14 protein-coding genes are annotated in these 16,994 nt (G+C 73.5%); 4 read left to right on the top strand and 10 right to left on the bottom strand.

Going from position 1 to position 16,994, the window contains the following annotated elements:
- Positions 1-140 precede the first annotated feature (140 nt).
- The 4 genes from ACGFIR_RS23830 to rsgA form a co-directional block, all read right to left on the bottom strand.
- The gene (locus ACGFIR_RS23830; protein ID WP_393002452.1) at positions 141-620 is read right to left on the bottom strand and encodes a Rieske (2Fe-2S) protein; all 480 of its coding nucleotides are present in this window, start codon (positions 618-620) and stop codon (positions 141-143) included.
- Positions 621-853: 233 nt separating this feature from the next.
- Entirely contained in the window at positions 854-3,793 is a 2,940-nt protein-coding gene (gene uvrA / locus ACGFIR_RS23825) for an excinuclease ABC subunit UvrA (RefSeq protein WP_393002450.1), read from the bottom strand.
- Between the two features lie 214 nt (positions 3,794-4,007).
- Positions 4,008-4,856 carry a hypothetical protein gene (locus ACGFIR_RS23820; protein ID WP_393002448.1) on the bottom strand — a complete coding sequence of 283 codons (849 nt, stop codon included), beginning with the start codon at positions 4,854-4,856 and terminating at the stop codon, positions 4,008-4,010.
- Between the two features lie 156 nt (positions 4,857-5,012).
- Positions 5,013-6,065 carry a ribosome small subunit-dependent GTPase A gene (gene rsgA, locus ACGFIR_RS23815; RefSeq protein WP_393002446.1) on the bottom strand — a complete coding sequence of 351 codons (1,053 nt, stop codon included), beginning with the start codon at positions 6,063-6,065 and terminating at the stop codon, positions 5,013-5,015.
- Between the two features lie 174 nt (positions 6,066-6,239).
- Here rsgA and ACGFIR_RS23810 point away from each other — a divergent pair, with 174 nt between their 5' ends.
- Both ACGFIR_RS23810 and ACGFIR_RS23805 read left to right on the top strand, forming a co-directional pair.
- Positions 6,240-6,956 carry a maleylpyruvate isomerase family mycothiol-dependent enzyme gene (locus ACGFIR_RS23810; RefSeq protein ID WP_393002444.1) on the top strand — a complete coding sequence of 239 codons (717 nt, stop codon included), beginning with the start codon at positions 6,240-6,242 and terminating at the stop codon, positions 6,954-6,956.
- A gap of 8 nt (positions 6,957-6,964) precedes the next feature.
- Positions 6,965-7,618, top strand: a complete 654-nt coding sequence (locus tag ACGFIR_RS23805) for an MBL fold metallo-hydrolase (protein WP_393002442.1) — start codon at positions 6,965-6,967, stop codon at positions 7,616-7,618.
- Between the two features lie 193 nt (positions 7,619-7,811).
- Here ACGFIR_RS23805 and ACGFIR_RS23800 read toward each other — a convergent pair whose 3' ends face one another.
- Both ACGFIR_RS23800 and ACGFIR_RS23795 read right to left on the bottom strand, forming a co-directional pair.
- Complete coding sequence (locus ACGFIR_RS23800; RefSeq protein WP_393002440.1) at positions 7,812-8,423, bottom strand: DedA family protein; 612 nt, start codon at positions 8,421-8,423, stop codon at positions 7,812-7,814.
- A 98-nt stretch (positions 8,424-8,521) separates the two neighbouring features.
- Positions 8,522-9,205, bottom strand: a complete 684-nt coding sequence (locus ACGFIR_RS23795; RefSeq protein WP_393002438.1) for a class I SAM-dependent methyltransferase — start codon at positions 9,203-9,205, stop codon at positions 8,522-8,524.
- 217 nt (positions 9,206-9,422) lie between these two features.
- Between ACGFIR_RS23795 and ACGFIR_RS23790 the strand changes: the two genes are divergently transcribed.
- Positions 9,423-9,626, top strand: coding sequence for a cold-shock protein (locus tag ACGFIR_RS23790; RefSeq protein ID WP_088999344.1), 204 nt, complete (start codon positions 9,423-9,425; stop codon positions 9,624-9,626).
- Between the two features lie 212 nt (positions 9,627-9,838).
- On the opposite strand, the gene ACGFIR_RS23785 is transcribed toward ACGFIR_RS23790, so the two are convergent.
- The 3 genes from ACGFIR_RS23785 to ACGFIR_RS23775 form a co-directional block, all read right to left on the bottom strand.
- Positions 9,839-10,747, bottom strand: coding sequence for a hypothetical protein (locus tag ACGFIR_RS23785; RefSeq protein ID WP_393002436.1), 909 nt, complete (start codon positions 10,745-10,747; stop codon positions 9,839-9,841).
- A 149-nt stretch (positions 10,748-10,896) separates the two neighbouring features.
- Positions 10,897-12,579: a CocE/NonD family hydrolase gene (locus ACGFIR_RS23780; RefSeq protein WP_393147186.1), complete on the bottom strand. Its 1,683-nt coding sequence runs from the start codon at positions 12,577-12,579 to the stop codon at positions 10,897-10,899.
- Positions 12,580-12,583: 4 nt separating this feature from the next.
- Complete coding sequence (locus ACGFIR_RS23775) at positions 12,584-13,099, bottom strand: MarR family winged helix-turn-helix transcriptional regulator (protein WP_393002432.1); 516 nt, start codon at positions 13,097-13,099, stop codon at positions 12,584-12,586.
- A gap of 167 nt (positions 13,100-13,266) precedes the next feature.
- On the opposite strand from ACGFIR_RS23775, the gene ACGFIR_RS23770 reads away from it, so the two are divergent.
- Positions 13,267-15,411: an MMPL family transporter gene (locus tag ACGFIR_RS23770; RefSeq protein WP_393002430.1), complete on the top strand. Its 2,145-nt coding sequence runs from the start codon at positions 13,267-13,269 to the stop codon at positions 15,409-15,411.
- Between the two features lie 76 nt (positions 15,412-15,487).
- Here the strand turns inward: ACGFIR_RS23770 and ACGFIR_RS23765 are convergent, their stop codons facing one another.
- The gene (locus ACGFIR_RS23765) at positions 15,488-16,882 is read right to left on the bottom strand and encodes a DedA family protein (RefSeq protein ID WP_393002428.1); all 1,395 of its coding nucleotides are present in this window, start codon (positions 16,880-16,882) and stop codon (positions 15,488-15,490) included.
- Positions 16,883-16,994 lie beyond the last annotated feature (112 nt).

The following is a 16,994-nucleotide window of genomic DNA, read 5'->3' as shown; positions in this document are numbered from 1 at the left end:
AGGGCCGGCGGGGCAAGGGCCGGCGACCAGGGGCCGGGCCGCTGGGCCGGCGACCGGAGGGCCGGGGCCGGCGACCAAGGGTTGACTCGAAGGGCCGGGGCCGGCGGCCCTCGTCCGGGTCGCCGGCCCCGCCCGGAGGGTCAGGCCAGCGAGATCTGGTCGCCGGTGACCTTGACGTTCTTCGGCGGGAGCGGCTTGGTGGCCGGGCCGCCCTTGACCGAGCCGTCCTCGATCGAGAACTTGCTGAAGTGGCAGGTGCAGTTGATGGTGCCGCCGTCGACGTTCGTCACCGGGCAGCCCTGGTGGGTGCAGATCGAGTCGAACGCCTTGAACTCGCCCTCGCGGGGTTGGGTGATGACCACACCCTGGGCGGGATAGACGGTGCCGCCGCCGACCGGGATGTCGGCCGTACGGGCCAGCGACTGCGCGCCCTGGCGGTCGCCGCCGCCGGCGTCACCGGTGCTGGGCACCGGCGGGCCGCCGCTGGTCGGGGCCCCGGCGTCGCCGGAGTCGTCGCTGCCGCAGGCGCCCAGGACCACCGCCGCGCCGACGGCGCCCGCGCCCGTGAGGAGGGCGCGTCGCGTCCTCGCCGGCCCGGTCAGCTCCTGATCGTCACTCATGCCTCGCCCTTCTCTCGGCTGCCGCTGCCTGGTCGTGATCTGCGGCGACACTCGGTTACACGGATCACTCTGCCCGACGGTTCACCCGACCGGCGACCGCGGGCCGCCCCGGCAGGCCCACGGCCCACCCGGCGGCCCCGGTCGGCGGTTCTCTCTCCCGCGCGGTGGTGCGGTTCCCGTCCGCGTACGGGCTGCGCGTCGAGCGGGTGGCGTCCAGCGCGCGGCGGGTGTCGTCAGCGGGCCCCGGCCGGCACCTTCCGGGCGCGGGACCTGGCGCCGTTGGCCTTGGCCGCCCGGGAGGTAGCCGCCGCCGCACCCTTCGCCTCGCCGCCGAGCTTGAGCACCTGCCGCAGGAACTGCCCGGTGTGGCTCTCGGGCACCTCGGCGACCTCCTCGGGGGTGCCGGTGGCGAGCACCGTGCCGCCCCGGTGACCGCCCTCGGGGCCCATGTCGATCAGCCAGTCGGCGGACTTGATCACGTCGAGGTTGTGCTCGATGGTGATCACCGTGTTGCCCTTGTCGACCAGCCCTTCGAGCACCATCAGCAGCTTGCGGATGTCCTCGAAGTGCAGGCCGGTGGTCGGCTCGTCGAGGACGTAGACCGTCCGCCCGGTCGAGCGCTTCTGCAGCTCGGAGGCGAGCTTGACCCGCTGCGCCTCGCCGCCGGAGAGCGTGGGCGCGGGCTGGCCGAGCCGGACGTAGCCGAGGCCGACGTCGACCAGCGTCTTGAGGTGCCGGTGGATGGCCGGGATGGCGGAGAAGAACTCGGCCGCCTCCTCGATCGGCATCTCCAGCACGTCGGAGACGGTCTTGCCCTTGTAGTGCACCTCCAGGGTCTCCCGGTTGTAGCGGGCGCCCTTGCAGACCTCGCACGGCACGTACACGTCGGGCAGGAAGTTCATCTCGATCTTGATCGTGCCGTCGCCGGAGCACGCCTCGCAGCGACCGCCCTTGACGTTGAACGAGAACCGGCCGGGGCCGTACCCCCGGACCTTGGCCTCCGTGGTCTCGGCGAAGAGCTTGCGGACGTGGTCCCAGACCCCGGTGTAGGTGGCCGGGTTGGAGCGCGGCGTACGCCCGATCGGCGACTGGTCGACGCCGACCACCTTGTCGACGTTCTCCAGGCCGGAGACCCTGGTGTGCCGGCCGGGGACCAGCCGGGCCCCGTTGATCTGGTTGGCCAGCACCGCGTAGAGGATGTCGTTGACCAGCGTGGACTTGCCGGAGCCGCTGACCCCGGTGACGGCGATGAGCTGGCCGAGCGGGAACGACACGGTCAGGTTGCGCAGGTTGTGCTCGCGGGCGCCGTGCACCACCAGCTCGCGGCCCGGCGTCTGCGGGCGGCGCCCCCCGGGGATCGGGATCGACCGGCGACCCGACAGATAGGCCCCGGTGATCGACTCCGGGTTCTCCAGCAGCGCCGGCACGGAACCGCTGTGCACGATCTCGCCGCCGTGCTCGCCCGCGCCCGGGCCGATGTCGACGATCCAGTCGGCGGTGCGGATGGTGTCCTCGTCGTGCTCGACCACGATCAGCGTGTTGCCCAGGCCGCGCAGCCGGACCAGGGTCTCGATCAGGCGGTGGTTGTCGCGCTGGTGCAGCCCGATCGACGGCTCGTCGAGGACGTAGAGCACGCCGACCAGGCCGGAGCCGATCTGGGTGGCCAGCCGGATGCGCTGCGCCTCGCCGCCGGAGAGGGTACCGGCCGGGCGGTCCAGGGAGAGATAGTCGAGACCGACGTCGAGCAGGAACTTCAGCCGGGCGTTGATCTCCTTCAGCACCCGCTCGGCGATCATCTTCTGCCGGTCGGTCAGCTCGATGCCGGCGAGCAGGTCGGCGGCCTCGCCGACGGACAGGTTGCAGACCTCGGCGATGCTCCTGCCGGCCAGGGTGACCGCGAGCACCTCGGGCTTGAGCCGGGCGCCACCGCAGGCCGCGCAGGGCACGTCGCGCATGTAGCCCTCGTACTTCTCCCGCGACCACTCCGACTCCGTGTCGGTGTGCCGGCGCTCGATCCACTGCACCACGCCCTCGAAGCCGGTGTAGTAGGAGCGTTCACGGCCGAACTTGTTGCGGTAGCGCACGTGCACCTGGTCGTCGGAGCCGTGCAGGATCGTCTTCTGCGCCCGCGACGGCAGGGCCCGCCAGGGCGTGTCGACGTCGAAGTGCTCGGCCGCGCCGAGAGCCTCCAGCAGGCGCAGGAAGTATTCCAGGTTGTGCCCGGTCGACCAGGGCTGGATCGCGCCCTCGCGCAGGGTGCGCTCGGGGTCGGGGACGACCAGCTCGGGGTCGACCTCCTTCTTGGTGCCCAGGCCGGTGCACTCGGGGCACGCGCCGTAGGGCGCGTTGAAGGAGAAGACCCGGGGCTCCAGGTCCTCGATCGCGAGCGGGTGGTCGTTGGGGCAGGCCAGGTGCTCGGAGTAGCGCCGCTCGCGCTCCGGATCGTCCTCCGGCAGGTCGACGAAGTCGAGCAGGACCAGGCCGTTGGACAGGCCCAGGGCCGCCTCGACGGAGTCGGTCAGCCGCTGCTTGGCGCTCGGCTTGACCGTGAGGCGGTCGATCACCACCTCGATGGTGTGCTTCTCCTGCTTCTTCAGCTTGGGCGGCTCGGTCAGCGGGTGCACCACGCCGTCGACCCGGGCGCGGGCGTAGCCCTTCGCCTGGAGCTCGGCGAAGAGGTCGACGTATTCGCCCTTGCGGCCGCGCACCACGGGCGCGAGCACCATGAACCGGGTGCCCTCGGCCATCGCGAGGACCCGGTCGACGATCTGCTGCGGGGTCTGCCGGGAGATCCGCTCGCCGCAGACCGGGCAGTGCGGCTCGCCGATGCGGGCGAAGAGCAGCCGGAGGTAGTCGTAGACCTCGGTGATGGTGCCCACCGTCGAGCGCGGGTTGCGCGAGGTCGACTTCTGGTCGATGGAGACCGCCGGGCTCAGGCCCTCGATGAAGTCGACGTCCGGCTTGTCCATCTGGCCGAGGAACTGCCGGGCGTACGACGACAGCGACTCCACGTAGCGGCGCTGCCCCTCGGCGAAGATCGTGTCGAAGGCCAGGCTCGACTTGCCCGACCCCGAGAGCCCCGTGAACACGATCAGGGCGTCCCGGGGCAGGTCGAGACTGACGTCACGCAGGTTGTGCTCGCGCGCGCCACGGATGATCAGTCGGTCGGCCACTGTCCGAGTACTCCAGGGTTGACGAGGATGAGGTGATCTGTCCCGCTCTGATGGCACCCTGAGCGGTCGAGTCAGCGCAGGAAAGCGCCCCGGCAACTCTAGCTCCGGGCTACGACACTTTCCCGCGCCGACTCGTCGCCCCAGCTCAAGCCCGCCACGATCAGCCTCGACGGGTCGACCTCCGGCCCCTCCCGCGGTGCCCCTGGTCGGCCGCCTACGGGTTGTCGGTCACCTCGAAACCCGCACCGTAGACGTCGGCGGGGTCGGCGGCGTCGCGGGCCCGCAGGTCGGCCAGGATGTTGGCCGAGCTGGTGTACGCGTACTGCGGCACGCCCAGGATGATCGCCTTGGTGATCCCGGCCCACGGCCCCTCGGCCTGGAACCCGTTCTGCTCCGACGGGTAGGCACTGCCCGGCACGTGCCAGATCGCCGGCCCGCCCGAGTCACCCGCCGCGTGCCTGGCCCAGCACTGGTAGACGCCTCTGCTGTTGTTGGTGATCCGCCCGTACCAGACGCCGAGCTGCCCCGACACCACGAGCTCGTTGTTGTTCAACAGCGCGGCCCCGAGCAGCCGCTCGTTGTCGAGTGCCGGGCTGAGGGCGTTCGGGCTGACGGCACCGCCCGGAACCTCCAGCTCACCCGTCTGCCGCAGGTGCGGTCCCTGCGCCGACGGCGTCACCCCCGGCACGAGCTCGATGACCATGTAGTCCTTGGTCAGATGGCCGGTCATCGAGCCCTCGGGGTCCTTGAAGTAGCGCACGTACCCGATCGGGCCGAACGCGACGTCCTGCCGGTGGTAGACGGGGGCGATGTTCTCGTGGATCTCCCGGTCGGCGTACTGGGGGCCGGTGACGCAGTGGCCTGCCGAGATGGCGATCTCACGCCCGTAGTCGTCCTCGCCGACCGCGCCGATGGTGCAGAAGGCGTCGAGGTTCGACGTGCTGAAGACGATCTGCATCGCGTTGTGGACGCGCTTCTCCGCCTGCGCCTGGGCCGCCCCCGGGCCCGACGCTCCGGCGAGCAGCAGCCCTGCGAGGAGGGCCCCCAACCATCGTGTACGCATGTGGCTCCCATTCCACGGGAAGGGACACAACCCTTCGATGGGCACCAATGTCTCACAACATACGTACTGCTGCCGTCCCGGACATCAGGGGCAACAGCCGCGCCGCCGCGCGGGACAGCGCTGCCGCCCGGGACAGCGCTGCCGCCGCCCGGGACGTCAGGGGCGGGCGGTGGGTCGCCGCCCGCGCCGCCAACCGCCACGCCGCTGCGCGGCCAGCCGGACCTCCCGCCGCCGGCTCTCGAAGGCCAGCTCCCGCTGGAGCTTGCGCCAGCTCTCCCAGCGCCGCACCGGCAGTTCGCCGCTCTCCAGCGCGTCGCGCACCGCGCAGGCGGGCTCCCCGTCGTGCCCGCAGTCGGCGTACCGGCAGCCGAGGGCCAGCTCGGCGATGTCCGCGAACGCCCGGTCCAGGCCCGCCGAGCCGTCCAGCAGGCCGACGGCCCGTACGCCCGGGGTGTCCAGCACCGCGCCGCCGCCCGGCACCGGCAGCAGCGCCCGCCACGTGGTGGTGTGCCGGCCCTTGCCGTCGACGCGCCGGATCGCCTGGGTGGGCATCAGCGCCGCCCCGGCCAGCGCGTTGACCAGGCTCGACTTGCCGGCGCCGGACGGGCCGAGCAGGCCGAGCGTGCGGCCAGGCGCCACCTCGGCGCGCAGCGGGTCGAGCCCGGTGCCGTGCTCGGCGCTGACGGCCAGCACGGGCACCCCCGGGGCCACCCCGGCGAGCTGACGCGCGACGGCCCGCGGGTCGGCCGCCAGGTCGGCCTTGGTGAGCACGACCAGCGGCCGGGCGCCGGACTCGTGCGCCAGGGAGAGCAGCCGTTCGATCCGGCCGACGTCCGGCTCGGGGTGCACCGGTTCCACCACTGCGGCGGCGTCGAGGTTGGCGGCCAGCACCTGGCCGCTGGCGTCCTTGCCGGCGGTGCGCCGGACGAGGGCGGTGCGCCTCGGCAGCACCGCCTCCACGGTGACGTTGCGGTCGGGCCAGGTGCCCAGCAGCACCCAGTCGCCCGCGCAGGGCAGCAGGGTCAGGTCGCGCGCGGCGGCGGCCAGGACCGCCCCGCCCAGGGTGGCGCGGACCGGGCCGTCCGCGCAGAGCACGGTGCAGACACCGCGGTCCACCCGGGCCACCCGGCCGGGACGGTGGCCGCCGCGTCGTGGTACGTGTGCCGCCCGCTCGGCGTCCCAGCCGAGGGCGGTCAGGTCGATGGTCATGGCATCCTCATCGGTGTCGGAGCGGTTGACGCACGCGTGCTGCTGCTACCGGCATGGTCACCACCTCCCCCGCCGTTCCGGTGCCGCGTTCGACGCCGACGGTAGGACGCGCCGCGACGCGCCGAAAGCGATTTCCCCGGCGACGCCGGGCCACCCGGCGGATAGGGTCGGTGGGTGACCACGGATCCGCTCCTGCTGACGGGCGAGGTGGACGCGGCCACGGACCGTCTGCTGCGGACCGCGGCCACCTTCGACGGCACCGACCTCGCCGCCGCGTCGCTGTTGGCGGGCTGGAGCCGGGGGCACGTCCTGGCCCATCTGGCCCGCAACGCCGACGGCTTCGTCAACCTGCTCACCTCGGCGCGCACCGGCGAGGCGATCCCGATGTACGCCTCCGCGGCGGCCCGCGACGCCGACATCGAGGCCGGCGCGCCCCGCCCGCCCGAGGCCCACCTCGACGACCTGCGCCGTTCGGCCGACCGGTTCGCCGAGGCGGTCGCCGCCATGCCGGTCGAGGCGTGGGCGGCCACCGTCCAGACGCGGCGCGGCCCCTGGCCGGCGGCCATGCTGGTGTGGGGCCGGCTGCGCGAGATCGAGGTGCACCACGTGGACCTCGACGCCGGCTACCGCCCGGCCGACTGGCCCGAGGCGTTCGGTCACCGGCTGCTGCACGAGGTGGCCGGCGACCTCGCCGGCCGCGCCGACGTGCCGCCGATGGTGCTGCGCTTCGACGGCAGCCGGCACGAACTGGTCGTCGGCGAGCGGGCCAGCGCGCCCACGGTCACCGGCGCCGCCCCCGAACTCGCCGCCTGGCTGATCGGCCGCAGCCCCGGCACCGTGTTGACCGTCACCCCCGACGGTCCCCTGCCGCAACCACCGGAATGGATATAGACGACCTCATGACCTACAGCGGAGACGTCACGCCCGGCGGCACGCCGGCCGTACGCGAGCTCGACCAGCTCACCATCACCAAGGTGTCGGTGGGCCCGATGGACAACAACGCCTACCTGCTGCGCTGCCGGGCGACCGGCGAGCAGGTGCTGATCGACGCCGCCAACGAGGCGTCCCGGCTGCTCGAACTGGTGGGCGACGCGGGGCTGACCACGGTGGTCACCACCCACCAGCACATGGACCACTGGGTGGCGCTGGAGGAGGTCGTCGCCAAGACGGGCGCCCGCCCGCTGGTGCACGCCGACGACGCGGCCGGGCTGCCCATCGAGGCCGAGACGCTCGCCGACGGCGACACCGTGGCGGTGGGCGGGTGCGCGCTGGAGGTCATCCACGTCAAGGGCCACACCCCCGGCTCGATCGCGCTGCTCTACCGCGACCCCGCGGGCACGCCGCACCTGTTCACCGGCGACAGCCTGTTCCCCGGCGGGGTCGGCAACACCGACAAGGACCCGGAGCGGTTCGCCGCGCTCATCGACGACGTCGAGCACAAGCTCTTCGACCGGCTGCCCGACGAGACCTGGTTCTACCCGGGTCACGGCAAGGACGGCACGCTCGGCGCGGAGCGCCCCGCGCTGCCCCAGTGGCGCGCCCGGGGCTGGTGAACCCAGTGGGGCCGGACGCGATCCGCGCCCGGCCCCACTCCCCCGTCGGCCCCCGTTCCCCCCGTCGGCCTCCGCGGCCCCGTCGATCCCCCGATCCCCGGGCTCTCCCCCGTCTTTGCTCCCCCCGGGATTCCGGTCGCCGCCCGTTCCCTGCCGACCCCCGTCGGCGCGCAGTCAGGCCCGGTGAGCGCAGTCAGGCCCCGGTGAGCGCACGCAGTCGGTGCCGCGTGCCCATCAGCACCGCGCCCGCCAGCAGGAGGCCGACCACCAGGGTGGCCAGCATCGGGCTGGGCTCCCCCGGCACCAGCCCGGCCAGCGACCGCGAGGCGGTACCCAGCCCCAGGTAGAGACCGGCCCACGCCGCCGCGCCGAGCGTCGCGCAGCCGAGGAATCGCGGGTACGACATCCGCAGCCCGCCCGCCGCCAGCGGCAGCAGCGCGTTGAACACCGGCAGGAAGGGCGCGACCAGCACCATCCGGCCACCCCCGCGCTGGAGGATCCCCTCCGCGGCCGCCCAGCGCGCCTCGCCGATCCAGTCCCCGAGGCGGCTGCGCCGCAGCCGTTCGCCGTAGCGGCGGCCCGCGAGGAAGCTCAGCGACCAGCCGGCGAGGCAACCGGCCACCACGACGGCGAAGGTCACCGCCCCGGTGCTCGGTCCGCCGACTCCCATGGCGGCCAGGACCGCCACGTCACCGGGCACCAGCACCCCGAGCAGCGGCACCGCGTCGAAGAGCATCACCACCCCGAGCACCCCCATGAGCAGGGTGGTGGGCAACTCCCCGATCTGGTGCAGCCATTCCGACATGCCCCGTACGCTATGGCCGCCCGGCCACCCGGGGCATCGGGTCCGATCCCCGACCACCCCCTGGTATCAGCCTCGGGGTCGACCCTGAGAACGGTGGGTCACCGGGGGCGCAGCACCTGCACCCGGCGCACGGACGAGTCGACGGAGGGTTCGGTGGTCGGCACGGGGTAGCTCGCCACCGTCGCCAGTACGCCCGGCGGCAGGTGGCCCCGCCCGGGGTCGCCGACCAGCACGTCGGCGCCCGTCGCGGCGGCCCGGCGTAGGAAGGGCAGCACCCGCGCCGCCATCGTCGCGTCGTAGAGCACGTCCCCGGCCACCAGGAGGTCCGTCCCGTCGGGCTCGGAGTCGAGCAGGTCACCACAGGTGGCCGCGACCGTCACGTGGTTGGCCCGGGCGTTGACGGTGACCGCCGCCAGCGCGTACGGGTCGATGTCGTTGGCGACCACCCGCTCGGCGCCGGCGAGCGCGGCGGCGATCGCCACCAGGCCGGAGCCGGCGGCGATGTCGAGCACCCGGCGGCCGGCCGCGAGGTCGGGGTGGTCCAGCAGGTGCCGCGCGAGGGCCTGGCCACCGGCCCACACGGAGGCCCAGTACGGCGGGGGCAGGGCGTGCCCGGCGTGCGCCTCCATCCGGGCCCACCAGACGATCGCGTCCTCGGCCAGGTGCAGCCGGACCTCGGGGACGAAGGGGATCCGCACCAGCCCGAGCCGGTCCAGCCCGCCGCCGGGAGCGTCGATCTCCCGCTCCAGCTCAATCAGCGCGTCGGCTGTGGCACCTCTCATCGGGGCAAGCATGCCGCAGCCGACCGGGCACCGCCCGGCTTTCGCGTCCCCTGCCTCCGCACGGCCCGGCTTCCCATCGCCCGCGTCGAGAGTTTCGCCGCACCGCCTGCGGCACTTCGGCCAGCAGATCGAGGTTCGGCCGGTTACTCTCGGGGTAGCACCGGGCGATCTTTGGTCGAAGACCGGGATTGGCCCGCTTTGGAACAGGGAGAGATGCATGGCAACCGGCACGGTTAAGTGGTTCAACTCGGAAAAGGGCTTCGGCTTCATCGAGCAGGATGGCGGAGGGCCGGACGTGTTCGTCCACTACTCGGCCATCGCGTCGAGCGGTTACCGGGAGCTGAACGAGGGCCAGAAGGTCGAGTTCGAGGTGACCCAGGGTCAGAAGGGCCCGCAGGCGGACAACGTCCGCTCGCTGTAGATCCCGTGCCGGTGGTGGCGGCCGTTCGCCGGCCGCCATCGCAGCGCGTTCAGGGCCGCTTCGGCGCGACTGGCAGGTTCCGTCGCCGCCGTAGCGGCCCGCTCAGCAGGATCGCCGGAGTGAGCGCCAGCCCGAGGTCGACCAGCCTCCGCAACGGTGGTGATGCGACACCGGCGACGAGGCGCATCCCGGCGACCCTGCGGAGCGGCAGGTCAGGCCGCCAGCCGGCGGGCCAGTTCGTCGGTGACCTGCTGGGCGATGGTGGGCGGGATGGCCTCCGCGATCTGCTCCGGCGAGAGACCGGCGAGCACGCCGGCGATGATGGCCTGCTCGTCGCTGAAATCGCCGTCGGCCAGCGCCTTGACCTGGTTGACCAGAGCCGGGTAGCCCCGCGCCATCGCGAGCAGGAGGGTCAGCGGCGACTGCTCACTGGGGGGACTCACCTGGTTCGGTGTGCCGACCGGTGAGACCAGCCAGTTGCGCAGGTTCGCCAGGTCGGCGAGGACCTGGCCGACGGTGCGGTTGGCCACGTCGGTCTTGTAGGCGAGCTTGTCGGTCTGCTCCATGGTGGACTCCTCTACGGGCGGGGCGATCAGTCCGATGCTGGTCAGGTAGCGGCGGAACAGCGGGGTCTGGTCCCGGTTCGCCTTCGTCGAGTCGCGGAAGAAGCTGAAGTGGGTGTGCCACAGGTGGGAGCTGTCGCCGCTCGTCCGCTTGCGCAGGCGGTCCCACCGTCGGACGACCTTGCCGTCCGGGGAGTAGATGATCTCCCGGATGTCCCGGCTGTCCGCGCTCCCCGCCGTGCACTGCGCGACACACCAGGTGGAGAAGCTGCGGAGGTCGTGGGTCCGGCCCGCGACGCTGACCCGGAAGCTGCCGACGTCGAGCGCGGACGCGTCGAGGGTCAGGCCGGATGAGTCGCGGGACGACTCGACGACGGAGTAGTCCCGGGTCACCACCCGGTCCTTCCCGCAGTGGTAGCCGCCCCGGTGGGCGGGGTCGCCGACGATGCCGACCTCGGCGGGTTCGAGATCCTGGTCGCGGGACTTGTTGGGGTCGACGTTGAGGTGCTCGAGTAGCAGACGGCGCACGGCCAGCAGATTCTGCGGTGCCCGCGTCATGGGATTCCCCCTTGCGGATGTCGTCGGGGCCGGGCACGACGGTGACACCGCGTAGGCGGTGTGCGAGCCTCACGCGCACGGCCCGACCGATGGTGCACGGCGTCGGGCGTTGGCCCAACCATAGCCCTGCGAATTGATGAATGCCCAGCTCAGGATGGGTTTTTTCGACTGGGGGAAAGCTTCGCCGCTGGCGGCATGATCGGCAGGACCACTGCGGACGGACACTGTGGGTCGTGGATGATCTCCCGCCATCCAGCACGCAGGGTCACGGCCGTGCCGAGAGGCTCGCCGGTGCCGGGGTTGCGTGCGTAGCGGGGATGGGCGCCCCCGGAGACCTGCACCCGCAACCGGTGCCCGGGCGCGAACCGGTGCGCGGCCGGCCAGAGTTCCACGGGTACGCGCACCGCGCCCGTCGGGTCGACGGGAAACCGGTCGGGGGTGACGCGGACCAGCCCGTCGCAGACGTTCCAGGACCGGCCGCGCCGGTCCACGTCGCACAGTCGCACGAAGACGTCCAGGTGGGACAGCTCACTGCGCAGGTGGATCTCGGCGCGTACCGGGCCGATCACCTCGACGGGCGCGGTCAGCGGGGCGCTGGTGAAGGTCAGCACGTCGGGCCGGGCCTCGACCGGACGGTTGTCGACCGGGCCGGCGCGCTGGGCGACGAGCAGCGGACCACCGAGCGAGGGCGTCGGGTCGGCCGGGTCGTAGTGGAAGCGGTCCGGCGCCGAGGGGACCGGCGCGGCGGTGGCCAGCTCGCCCGCCGGGTGCAGGTACCACGGGGTCGGCGCCGCCGGCGGCGGCCAGTCGGGCAGGTCCCGCCAGCCGCCGCCCGCCCCGCCGACGTACACGCGCACGGGCGCGCCGGGCGCCGCCGGTGGGATCCGCCCGGCGAGGTGTTCGTCGAGGTGCTCCAGCCCGCCGCGCAGCGCGGCGAGGAGGAGCCCGGGGCTGCCGTGGGTCCACGGCCCGACGGTCAACCGGGGCCGGGCGCCGGCCGCGCGCAGCGCCGCGAAGTCGCGCAGCTGGGCCGGCAGGAAGATGTCGTGCCAGCCGCTGACCATCGCCACCGGGGCGTGGACCTCGGTGATCCGGTCGCCGAAGACGCGCGGGCGCCAGTAGTCGGCGTCCGGGGTGTGGTGGCGCAGCCACTCCTGGAAGAACGGCACGGTCACGCCGGTGGCCACCCGGTCCGCCTCGACCAGCGGCAGGTGGGCCAGCGCCGCGACCAGCCGGGGCTGGCCGCGCTTGAGCTCCCACTGCCGGGCCAGCCACGGCACGGTCTGCGCCTGGAGCAGCTCGGCCCAGGTGAGCACGGTGTCCAGGGCGAAGGACTCCCCGGCGTACGTCGAGTCGCGGGTGCCCGAGGCCGTCACCACCGCGACCATGGCGCGCAGCTCCGGCCCGGCGTCGGCGGCGACGGCCCACTGCACGAAGCCCTGGTAACTGGCGCCGAACATGCCGAACGCCCCGGTCCACCAGGGCTGGCGGCGCAGCCAGTCGAGCGTGTCGAGCCCGTCCTCGCGCTCGTGCACCAGCGGGGCGAAGGTGCCGCCGGAGCCGAACGTGCCACGGCAGGACTGGATCACCACGTGGAAACCGCGTTCGGCCGCGAGCCGGCCGAGCAGCCGCATCGGCCCGCCCCGCCCGTACGGCGTGCGGATCAGCACGGTCGGCGCGTCGGCGAGGTCCGGGGCGTAGTGGTCGGTGCGCAGCGGCACACCGTCGCGGACCCGCACCGGGATGCCCCGGGTGAGGGTGACCCGCCGGGTGCGCGCGGGCGGCAACCGCAGCGCGGCGGTGGCGAGGCGGGTGGCCAGCCGGTCGAGCACCGCCTCAGCCGTTCGCGCGCCGGGCCGGCTCGTCGCGGGCGGCGCGCACGGCGTCGCGGTGCTCCGCCATCGAGGTGGTCATCGCGGACATGAACCGGTGCACCACCGCCAGCTCGTCGTCGCTGAAGCCGGCCATCACGTCGTCGGTGCGCCGGCCCAGCGGGCGGAAGAAGTCCGCGGCCAGCGCGGCGCCCCGCTCCGCGTAGTGCAGGAGGACCTTGCGCCGGTCGGTGGTGTCGCGGTCGCGGCGGATGTGCCCCGCGCGCTCCAGCCGGTCGACCAGCGCGGTGACCGAGCCGGACGAGAGGTTGAGCTGTTCGCCGAGGCGGCCGGGGGTGATCGGCTGGCCCGCCAGCTCGGCGTCCATCACCGCGATGAGCGCCTGCAGGTCGGTGGCGCCCAGCCCGTGCAGGTTGGCGAAGGCGTGCCCGATGTGCTGGGCGTCGACCGAGTAGCGCCGCAGTTCGATCCCGATCTCGGCGACCAGCCGTTCGCGGTGCGTGTCGCGCCGTCGGTACATGCCGTGACCTGCCACCTGGGTCGCCGCCTCCTGCCGTCCGTTCCGGTTGCAGCATAACTCAGCAGTCGATAATCTCGTTTATCAAGATACTCGGAGCTCGGCACTTTGCGTCGTTCGAGTCCTTGATCGTCGAAGGAAAATTCGTCGAGAGACCGTGAGGGCATCCCATGTCAGTGTTCACCCGCGCGGCGCGCGGACGGCTCGCCGCGTGGCTCACCGTGGTCGCCGCGATCGTCTTCGGGGCGATCGTCTTCGGGCTGCCCAAGCCCGACAATCCGGAGCCCGTCTCGTCCACCGGCCTTTCCGCGCAGTGGCAGTCGACCCAGGTGGAACGCCTCCAGGACCAACTGCCCTCCCGCGACGTCCAGGCGGCACTCGTCGTCGTCAGCCGCGCCGACCGGGCGCCCCTCACCGAAGCCGACCGCGCGGCCCTCACCAGCCAGTCCGGTGACCTCGGCCAGTTCGCCGTCGGCGGGCGCGTCAGCCCGCCGCAGATCTCACCCGACGGCACCGTCGCGCTGATCGCCGTGCCGCTGTCGGCCACCGGCGGCCAGGAGGCGGTCACCGAACGGGTCGACCAGCTCCGCGCGTCGCTCGACGACGTACCGGACGGGCTGACCGTGGAGGTCACCGGCGGGCCCGCGTTCGCCACCGACCTGACCAAGGTCTTCGACGGCGCGGACATCACGCTGCTCGCCGTCACCGCCAGCGTCGTGGCGCTGCTGCTGCTCATCACCTACCGCAGCCCGTTCCTGTGGATCGTGCCGCTCGTCGTCGTCGCGGCCACGGAACAGGTCACGCTGCGCGCCCTCGAGACGGTCGTCCCCGCCTTCGGCATCAACCTGCCCGGCGGCGCCGTCACCGGCATCGCCAGCGTCCTCGTCTTCGGCGCCGCCACCAACTACGCGCTGTTGCTCATCGCCCGCTACCGCGAGGAACTACGCCGCGAGGAGGACCGCTTCGTGGCCATGCGCGCCGCGCTGCGCCGCGTCGCCGAGCCCATCCTCGCCAGCGGCTCCACCGTCGTCCTCGGCGTGCTCACCCTGCTGCTGTCGGAGCAGGAGCTCAACCGCGCGCTCGCCGTGGCCTGCGCGACGGGCATCGTCCTCGCCATGCTCTCCGCGCTGTTCGTCCTGCCGGCCGCACTGCTGATCTTCGGTCGCGGCCTCTTCTGGCCGTTCGTGCCCCGCGTCGGCGGGGAGGCCCGCGAGGGCCGGCTGTGGGGCCGCCTCGGCGCCGCCGTCGAACGCCGCCCGATTCCGGTCGCGCTGCTCGCGACGCTGCTGCTCGCCGGGCTCGCCCTCGGCGGGCTCGGCATCCGCACCGGCCTGTCGGAGACCGAACAGTTCCGGGTCAAGCCGGAGGCGGTCGCCGGCGCGGAGACCCTCGCCCGGGCCTTCCCCGCCGGCACGACCCAGCCGGTCGCCGTGCTCACCACCCCGTCGGCGGTGCAGGCCGTCACCGACACCGCCGCCGGGATCCCCGGCGTCGCCTCCGCGCGTCCCGGCGAGGCGGGCCCCCAGGTCGCCCAGGTCGACGTCGTACTCGAGGCCGAACCCGGCACCGCCGCCGCGAACCGGACCGTCGAGGCACTGCGGGACGCGGTCGCCGCGATCCCCGGCTCCGCCCCGCCCGCGGTCGAGGGCGCACCCGCGTTCGACGGCGCGGTGGTGGGCGGCGCCGTCGCCGCCACCTACGACGAGAACCAGGCCAACGGCAAGGACCTGCGACTGATCCTGCCGATCATCCTGCTGCTCGTCGGCGCGGTGCTGGTGCTGCTCCTGCGCGGCCTGGTCGCCCCGGTGCTGCTGGTGCTCACCGTGGTCGCGTCGTTCTTCGCCAGCATCGGCGCGTCGTGGCTGGTCTTCGACCACGTGCTCGACATGCCGGCGCTCGACAGCGGCGTCCTGCTGCTGGCCTTCGTGTTCCTGGTGGCGCTCGGGGTGGACTACAACATCTTCCTCGTCACCAGGGCCCGCGAGGACGCCCGGCGCAGCGGCACCCGCGCCGGCATGCTCTCGGCCCTGCGGGTCACCGGCGGCGTCATCACCAGCGCCGGTGTCCTGCTCGCCGCGGTCTTCGCCGTCCTCGGCGTCCTGCCGCTGCTCCTGCTGACCCAGATCGGCGTCATCGTCTGCATCGGCGTCCTGCTGGACACCCTGCTCGTCCGGACGATCCTGGTGCCGGCGCTGGCGTTCACCCTCGGCGACCGCTTCTGGTGGCCGGGGCGGGTCGTCCGTAGGCCCGTCGGAGAGACGGGGGACGCGCAGGACGCACCGACCGGACGCGAACCGACGGCCACCCGGGACTGACCGTCCCGCCGGAACGGGGGCCGTGGCGTCACCGCCACGGCCCCCGTTTCCGTCAGTTCGGGCGGTGCGGGCCGGCTCACGCCTCGGCGCGTACCGCCACCGGTTCGGGTTCCGCCGCGCCGCCGCCCACCGCCTTGTCGCGGGTGGCCCAGGCGACCATGAACAACGCCGTCCAGGCCACCCCCAGCAGCACCGCCGTGGCGCTGCCGCTGAGGGTGCTCAACCCCAGGTAGAGGCGGGCGCCGACGAGGCCCACCACCCCGGCCGCCGCAGCCGTCCAGGCGGTGACCGCCACCGGCCAGCGCGCCCTGCGCGACAGCAGCCAGGCGAGCGTGCAGAGGCTGGCCGCCACCACCGCGTTCTGCGCCGGGAACAGGGCGGCCCCCCGGTCGCCCGGGCCACCCGCCGGCCCGGCCAGGTCGACCACCACGGCCAGCACCACCAGCGGTACGAACGCCCCGACCGTGCCGACCACGCTGAGCAGGTCCGCCCGCCAGGGCCGGTTGCGCCAGGCCAGCACCGCCGCCACGGCGGCCACCAGCACGATCAACGACGATCCCCGCAGCGCCGAGACCACCGCGAGCGTGACGTCGACCGCCCCGGGCGTACGCCGCTCGGCGAACCAGTCGGCGATCGCGCCGTCGAGCACCGCCAGGCCACTGTGCCGGACCACCGCCCCGAGCACCCAGGCGATGGCGAGCCCGACCACGAAGAGCAGCAGCAGGCCGACGGCCAGATTGATCAACAGCGTCCAGGCCGGACCGACGTGCATGGCGAGCAGGAAGAACAGCACCCCGTACCGGCCACTGAGCCAGCGCACCGGCCGCAGCCCGGCGGCCCGGGAAGCCAGTGCCCGCGCCGGGTCCGGGTTACGGCCCAGCCACCGCCCCGCCAGCACCACCGCCACCAGCGCGGCCACGAGCACCAGCACCGCCCCCGTGGCACGCCCGAGCAGCCGGGAGACCGTCTCGTACGACTCCCCCGCCAGGTTGCCGGCGAGCACCGAGCCACCCACCCAGGTCACCACCCCGGCCACGTTCCAGGGCGCGAACCGCCGGTACGGCATGCCGGCCGCCCCGGCCAGCCGGGGCACCAGGGTGCGCGCGAAGGCCACCCAGCGGGCGGTCAGCACCCCGCGCCCGCCCAGCCGGCCGAGCATCGCGTCCGCCCGGCTCCACCGCTCGTGCCCCACCCGGGCGCCCAGCCGGCCGGCGCGCAGCCGGGGCCCGTGCCGCCGGCCCGCCCGGAACGCCAGTGTGTCGCCGATCACTGCTGCAAGGATCATCACCAGCAGCGCCGGCGCGAGCCGCAGCGTCCCCGCGTACGCTAGGAAGCCGATCAGCAACAGGGTCGCCTCGCCCGGCACCAGCAGACCGAAGATCACGGCGGTCTCCCCCGCGACGACAATCGCGGCGATCACATAGATCAGCAGGGGCGGCAGGCCCTGCAGCGAGGTCAACAGGTCGTGCATCGGGCCCCCATTCCCACGGGGGTCAGCATGCCAGGCGCTGAAACGGTCGGAACATCAGTTCCGGCAGAGATCCGGGCCAATTCGGGGGTGGACCCCCGACGCGTGCCCGGCA

Origin of the sequence: Micromonospora sp. NPDC049051, from assembly GCF_043197575.1 — a bacterium.
In the GTDB taxonomy this organism is placed as follows: domain Bacteria; phylum Actinomycetota; class Actinomycetes; order Mycobacteriales; family Micromonosporaceae; genus Micromonospora.
Note: the sequence above shows the minus strand (reverse complement) of the source record. Positions and strands in the feature narration are given on the sequence as shown.